The following is a 6,597-nucleotide window of genomic DNA, read 5'->3' as shown; positions in this document are numbered from 1 at the left end:
TGCGACAGCAGCGCGGCCACCACCACCGGCTGGCTGTTCTCGTTGTCCACCCGCGCCACGGTGGGCGGCTTGGCGTCGCGCGGCATCAGGCCCTGCACCATGGCCACGCGGTCGCGCACGTCCTGCAGGCCGCGGGACATGTCGGCGTTGAGGTTGAACTCCACCTGCGTCTGGCTGCGGCCCTCGAAGCTGCGCGAGGTGATGCGCTTGATGCCGGCCACCGCGTTGACCGACTCTTCGATCACCTTGGTGACTTCACGCTCCACCGCCTCGGCCGAGGCGCCGGGGTAGCGCACGTCAATGTAGGCCATGGGCGGCGCCACGTCGGGCAGCTGCTCCACGCCCAGCCGGGCATACGAAAACACGCCCAGCACGCACAGCGCGGCCATCACCATGGCCGCGAACACCGGGTTGTTGATGGCGACGCGGGTCATCCACATGATGCGGCCCCGCTCACTTGATCACCGGCGCCGAAGCGCCGCTGGCCGCCACCGCGGCCGATTTGCCGGGCAGCAGCACCGCCTTGGCACCTTCGCGCAGGTTGTCGAAGCGCGCCGCCAGCACCTGCGATTGCGCATCCACGCCCTCGAGCACTTCCACCCGGCCGCCGGCTTCGTCGCGCCGGCCGGTGGTGACGGCGCGGCGCGCCAGCGCGCCGCCTTCGATCAGCCACACATGCTCCTGCCCCGACTGGTGGCCGATGGCGCTGGCCGGCAGCGTGAGGCGCTGCTGCGGATCGTCCAGCACCACGCGGGCCAGCGCGTACTGGCCGGCGCGAAAGGTTTCCTTGGGGTTGTCGAAGGCCACGGTCACGCCGATGGCCCGGGTGCCCGGCTCGGCCGCCGGCGCGATGCGCGCCAGCCGCGCCGCCACCGGCGTGGCCACGCCTTCCACCTGCACCTGCACCGGCATGCCGGGCTGCAGCAGCGAGACCTCGTGCGTGCCCACGCTGCCGGCCAGCTCCAGCCGGGCCAGGTCCACCAGCGTCAGCACCTGCTGCTCGGCGGCCAGTTTTTCGCCGGGCACCACATGGCGGCGCGCCACCACGCCGCTGATCGGCGCCACCAGGGCCGCATCACGCTGGGTGACGCGCAGGCTGTTGACCTGCGCCTGGGCGGCATTCATCTGCGCGCGCGCTGCATCGAGCTGCGAGCGCGAGGTGTCCAGCGCATTGGCGGAGATGAACTGCTGGTCGGCCAGCCGCAGGTTGGACTGGTAGTTGCGCTCGGCCTGCGCCAGCTGCGCGCGAGCCGATTCCAGCATCGCATGGCGTTCGTTCACCCGGCTGTCCAGCTCGGCCAGGTCGACCTGGCCCAGCGCCTGGCCGGCGCGCACGCGGCTGCCCTCCTCCACCGCCAGCGACAGCAAGGTGCCGGCGGCCTTGGCACGCACCACCGCGGTTTGCGGGGCCACCAGCGGGCCGGAGAACTGCAGCACCAGCGGCAGCGGCATGGACTGCGGCTGCACCACTTCGCGCGCGGTGAATTCCAGCACCACATCGGCCTTGGCTGCGGGCGCGTCCTGCCGCTGGCTGTTCACCGCGGCGGCGATGCCCGCCACCACCAGCACCGCCGCCACCACGGCCGCGGTTTTCAGGCCCTTGTTGCCCATTCGCTCGCTCCTGAAGATCTTGTCGTCCGCCCCCTTGCGGCCGCCTGGGTAAGGCAGCCGCATGGCCAGGGCGGGCGCAGTGTAGGCGTCCCCTTCAGGCCATCACGTGGCGGTGCGACAGAGTGCGGATGGAAGCGACGAACTGCAGGCGGGGTGCGTCAGCGGCGGCCGGGGGCGGCGTCGCCGGCCCACAGCTCGGCCAGCTGCGGGAAGTTCCATTGACCCGGCGGTTCGCGGCCGACGATGCGGTCGCGGCCGGCGGCCTGCGCCAGGTCGATGCGGGTGACCGCGATCGGCATGTTGGAGCGGGTGGAGAAAAAAGCCTTGACCACCGGCGAGACCAGCGCGGCCGGGTTCTGCTCGACCACCACGGCCAGCTTGCCCGACTCCAGCCGCACCAGCGAGCCGATGGGGTAGATGCCCAAGCTCTTGACGAAGGCGCCCAGCATGGCTTCGTCGAAGTGGCCCTTCCAGGACATCATCCGGGCGATGCTCTCGGCCGGGTCCCAGCCCGCCTTGTAGGGCCGGTTGGAGGTGATGGCGTCGTACACGTCGCAGATGGCGCCCATGCGGGCCACGCAGGAGAAGCGCTCGCCCGGCAGCCGGTGCGGGTAGCCGGTGCCGTCCATGCGCTCATGGTGGTGCAGGCACACGTCCAGCACCGCGTCGGGCGCGGTGCCGCCCAGCAGCATCTCGTGGCCGCGCTCAGGGTGGCTGCGCATCACCGCGAATTCGTCGTCGGTGAGCTTGCCGGGCTTGTTCAGGATGTCCAGCGGCATCGCGGCCTTGCCCATGTCGTGCAGCAGGCCCGCCAGGCCGGCTTCGCGGCAGGCAGCCACGTCCAGGCCCATCTCGCGGCCCAGCGCCACCATCAGCGCGCACACGGCCACCGAATGCATGTAGGTGTATTCGTCCCGGCTCTTGAGCCGCGCCAGGCTGACCAGCGCGCCGGGGTTGCGGAAGACCGACTCGGAGATCTCTTCCACCAGCGGCAGGCACTGCTCGGCGTCGATGGCCTTGCCCAGGCGCGCCTCGTTGAACATCGAGGCCACCGCCTGCTTGGAGCGGCGGTACACCTGCTGGGCCTTGCGCAGTTCTTCCTGCAGGCTGGCCGAGGGCGCGGGGGGCATGGCGGGCGCTGCAGGCGCTGCGGCCGGCGCTTGCGCAACAGTCGGCGCGGCTGCAGGTGCGGCGGGCAGGCAGGGCGCCGGGCTGGCGGCGGGGGTGGGCCGGTCGTCGCGCGGCGGCACGTCGGCGCCCAGGCTGGTGTCGATCCAGCATTCGGCAATGCCGCTGGCCAGGGCGGCCTGCAGATCGGCCGCATCGGTGAGCACGAAGCGCGACTTCCAGAACGGATGCCGCATCCACGAGCTCTCGAACCCGTGCAGGTGCATGCCAAGCCGCAGATCAGCGACGGCGATCTTTTTCAACATCGGTGACGACCACAGCGGTTACAAGCACGCTGAGGTTGTCGGCCAGTTCTGATGGATCTGAAGGGCCAAATGGCGGCTAAGCCGCGCCGGGAATCGGCGGCACCGGCAGCGCCACGTCGGCGTTCTGGGCCCGGTGGCGCAGTGCATGGTCCATCAGCACCAGGGCCAGCATCGCCTCGGCGATGGGCGTGGCGCGGATGCCCACGCAGGGGTCGTGGCGGCCGAAGGTTTCCACCGTGGTGGGCTGCAGCGCGCGGTCGATCGAGGCCTTGGGCGAGCGGATGGAACTGGTGGGCTTGATGGCGATGGACACCCGCAGGTCTTGCCCGGTAGAAATGCCGCCCAGCACGCCGCCGGCCCGGTTGGCCTTGAAGCCCTCGGGCGACAGCTCGTCGCCATGCAGGCTGCCGCGCTGGGCCACCACGCCGAAGCCGTCGCCGATTTCAACGCCCTTGACGGCATTGATGCCCATCATCGCGTAGGCGATGTCGGCGTCCAGCTTGTCATAGAGCGGCTCACCCAGGCCCACCGGCACGTTCTGCGCCAGCACTTCGATGCGGGCGCCGCAGGAATCGCCGGCCTTGCGCAGCGTGTCCATGTAGGCCTCCATCTCGGCGATCTGGCTCACGTTGGCCGCGAAGAAGGGGTTGTTCGGGATGTGGGCCGCGTCTTCGAAGGCCACCGGCAGTTCGCCCAGCTGGCTCATCCAGCCGGTGAAGGTGGTGCCGTGCTTTTCATGCAGCCACTTGCGGGCCACCGCGGCCGCCGCCACCGTGGGCGCGGTGAGCCGGGCCGACGAGCGACCGCCGCCGCGCGGGTCGCGCAGGCCGTACTTGCGCCAGTAGGTGTAGTCGGCGTGGCCGGGGCGGAAGGTGTCGAGGATGTTGCCGTAGTCCTTGCTGCGCTGGTCGGTGTTGCGGATCAGCAGGCAGATGGGGGTGCCGGTGGTGCGGCCCTCGTACACGCCCGACAGGATTTCCACCGCATCGGGCTCGTTGCGCTGGGTGACGTGGCGGCTGGTGCCGGGGCGGCGGCGGTCCAGCTCGGGCTGGATGTCGGCCTCGCTCAGCGCCATGCCGGGCGGGCAGCCGTCGATCACGCAGCCGATGGCCGGGCCGTGGCTTTCGCCGAAGTTGGTGACGCGAAACAGTTCGCCGAAAGTGGAGCCGGGCATTGCAAGAACCAGTCAGCAGGAAAAGAAAGGGCCCGGCAACGCCGTGGCGCCGGGCCCTCGATTGTGCTTCGGCCGGGCCGCCCCAAGGGCGGGCGCGCCACCTTAGGGGGCCGCGAGCGCAGCGAGCTTGGGGGCTGACATCAGAGTTTGGGTTGGGCCGCTTCCGCCTCGGCTTCGGCGTTCTGGTCCACCGGCCAGTCGCGGATGTAGGCCTTGAGCATGCGGTTCTCGAAGTCCTGGCTGTCCACCACCGCCTTGGCCACGTCGTAGAACGAGATCACGCCCATCAGCGTGCGCTGGTTCAGCACCGGCATGTAGCGGGCGTGGCGCTGCAGCATCATGCGGCGCACTTCGTCCAGCTCGGTCTCGGGCGTGCAGGTCAGGGGCTGGTCGTCCATGGCCGTGCGCACCAGGGTGTCGCCCACCACGCCGCCATTGCGCACCACCACCTGGATCACTTCGCGGAAGGTGAGCATGCCGATCAGGTCGCCATGGCTCATCACGCACAAGCTGCCGATGTCCAGCTCGGCCATGGTTTTCAAGGCCAGGGCCAGAGGTTCATCGGGCGTGACGGTGTAGAGCGTGTTTCCTTTGACACGCAGGATGTCGCTGACTTTCATGGCAGTGCTCCGAGGCGGGGTACGGCGGCAACATAGCACACAATCTTCCGGATGGCGCCCGGCAGTTGCGCCCTCTTGACGCCGGGCCGTGATAGCAATTCAAGGAGACTGCATGCCCGGACCGCTGGACCCCGGATTCGACACCCTGGCGCTGCATGCCGGCGCCGCGCCCGATGCGGCCACAGGCGCCCGCGCGCTGCCCATCCACCTCAGCACCTCCTTCGTGTTCGAGAGCAGCGAGCAGGCCGCCTCGCTCTTCAACATGGAGCGGCCGGGCCATGTGTACAGCCGCATCAGCAACCCGACCACCGCGGTGTTCGAAGAGCGCATGGCCGCGCTGGAAGGCGGTGTGGGCGGCATCGCCACCGCCAGCGGCCAGGCGGCGCTGCACCTGGCCATCTGCACGCTGGCCGGTGCCGGCTCGCACGTTGTGGCCAGCAGCGCGCTGTACGGCGGCTCGCACAACCTGCTGCACTACACGCTGGCGCGCTTCGGCATCACCACCACCTTTGTCAACCCGCGCGACCTGGACGCCTGGCGGGCCGCCATCCGGCCCGAGACGCGGCTCCTGTTCGGCGAGACCCTGGGCAACCCGGGGCTGGACGTGCTGGACATTCCCAACGTGGCGCAGATCGCGCACGACGCCGGCCTGCCGCTGCTGGTGGACAGCACCTTCACCACGCCCTGGCTGATGAAGCCGTTTGAGCATGGCGCCGACCTGGTCTACCACTCGGCCACCAAGTTCCTGTGCGGCCACGGCACGGTGGTGGGTGGCGTGCTGGTGGACAGCGGCCAGTTCGACTGGGACGCCTCGGGCCGTTTTCCGGAGCTGACCGAACCGTACGCCGGCTTCCACGGCATGCGCTTTACTGAGGAAAGCACCGTCGGTGCCTTCCTGCTGCGCGCCCGGCGCGAGGGCCTGCGCGACTTCGGCGCCTGCATGAGCCCGCACACCGCCTGGCTGATCCTGCAAGGCATCGAGACGCTGCCGCTGCGCATGGCTCGGCATGTGGACAACCCCCGGCGCATCGTCGAGTTTCTCGCCGCGCACCCGATGGTGGCCGGCGTCGCCTACCCCGAGCTGCCCGGCCACCCCGACCATGCGCTGGCGCAGAGGCTGCTGCCGCGCGGCTGCGGCGCGGTCTTCAGCTTCGACCTGAAGGGCAGCCGGCGCCAGGGCCAGGCCTTCATCGAGGCGCTCAAGCTCTTCAGCCACCTGGCCAACGTGGGCGATTGCCGCTCGCTGGTGATCCACCCGGCCTCCACCACCCACTTCCGCATGGACGACGCGGCGCTGGCGCAGGCCGGCATCGGGCCCGGCACCATCCGCCTGTCGGTGGGCCTGGAAGACCCCGACGACCTGCTGGACGACCTGAAGCGCGCGCTGAAGGTGGCGGAGAAGGCGCCATGAAGCTGCAGGTCAACAACCCCCAGGGCCCGCAGCCGGCCTACGCCTACACCGGCGGCAAGCCCTTCGACCCCACCCTGCCCTGCGTGGTGATGGTGCATGGCGCCCTCAACGACCACAGCGTGTGGACGCTGGCGGCGCGCTGGTTCGCGCACCATGGTTTCAGCGTGCTGGCGGTGGACCAGCCCGGCCACGGCCGCAGCGGCGGCCCGGTGCTGCCCAGCGTGGAGGCGCTGGCCGACTGGGTGCTGGCGCTGCTGGACGCCGCCGACGTGCAGCGGGCCGCGCTGGTAGGCCACAGCATGGGCTCATTGATCGCGCTGGAAGCCGCCGCGCGTGCGCCCGAGCGCG

At 70.3% G+C, this 6,597-nt stretch carries 7 protein-coding genes; 2 read left to right on the top strand and 5 right to left on the bottom strand.

What is annotated here, in order from left to right; all coding sequences use genetic code 11:
- The 5 genes from ABNT58_RS26525 to ABNT58_RS26505 form a co-directional block, all read right to left on the bottom strand.
- Positions 1-434: efflux RND transporter permease subunit (locus ABNT58_RS26525; RefSeq protein WP_348756374.1), on the bottom strand; the 434-nt coding region annotated here is incomplete at its 3' end.
- A 19-nt stretch (positions 435-453) separates the two neighbouring features.
- Positions 454-1,611: an efflux RND transporter periplasmic adaptor subunit gene (locus tag ABNT58_RS26520; protein WP_348756373.1), complete on the bottom strand. Its 1,158-nt coding sequence runs from the start codon at positions 1,609-1,611 to the stop codon at positions 454-456.
- Between the two features lie 158 nt (positions 1,612-1,769).
- Positions 1,770-3,044, bottom strand: a complete 1,275-nt coding sequence (locus ABNT58_RS26515) for an HD-GYP domain-containing protein (protein ID WP_348756372.1) — start codon at positions 3,042-3,044, stop codon at positions 1,770-1,772.
- 76 nt (positions 3,045-3,120) lie between these two features.
- Entirely contained in the window at positions 3,121-4,218 is a 1,098-nt protein-coding gene (gene aroC / locus ABNT58_RS26510) for a chorismate synthase (protein WP_348756371.1), read from the bottom strand.
- 140 nt (positions 4,219-4,358) lie between these two features.
- The gene (locus ABNT58_RS26505) at positions 4,359-4,838 is read right to left on the bottom strand and encodes a CBS domain-containing protein (RefSeq protein WP_348756370.1); all 480 of its coding nucleotides are present in this window, start codon (positions 4,836-4,838) and stop codon (positions 4,359-4,361) included.
- Positions 4,839-4,950: 112 nt separating this feature from the next.
- On the opposite strand from ABNT58_RS26505, the gene ABNT58_RS26500 reads away from it, so the two are divergent.
- Positions 4,951-6,249: an O-acetylhomoserine aminocarboxypropyltransferase gene (locus tag ABNT58_RS26500; RefSeq protein WP_348756369.1), complete on the top strand. Its 1,299-nt coding sequence runs from the start codon at positions 4,951-4,953 to the stop codon at positions 6,247-6,249.
- Positions 6,246-6,597, top strand: a 352-nt coding sequence (locus ABNT58_RS26495; protein ID WP_348756368.1) for an alpha/beta fold hydrolase, incomplete at its 3' end; no start/stop codon positions are given. The genes ABNT58_RS26500 and ABNT58_RS26495, both read left to right, overlap by 4 nt.

The organism is uncultured Aquincola sp. (assembly GCF_964001545.1).
GTDB lineage: Bacteria > Pseudomonadota > Gammaproteobacteria > Burkholderiales > Burkholderiaceae_C > Aquincola.
This window is presented reverse-complemented; position numbering and strand designations above follow the sequence as displayed.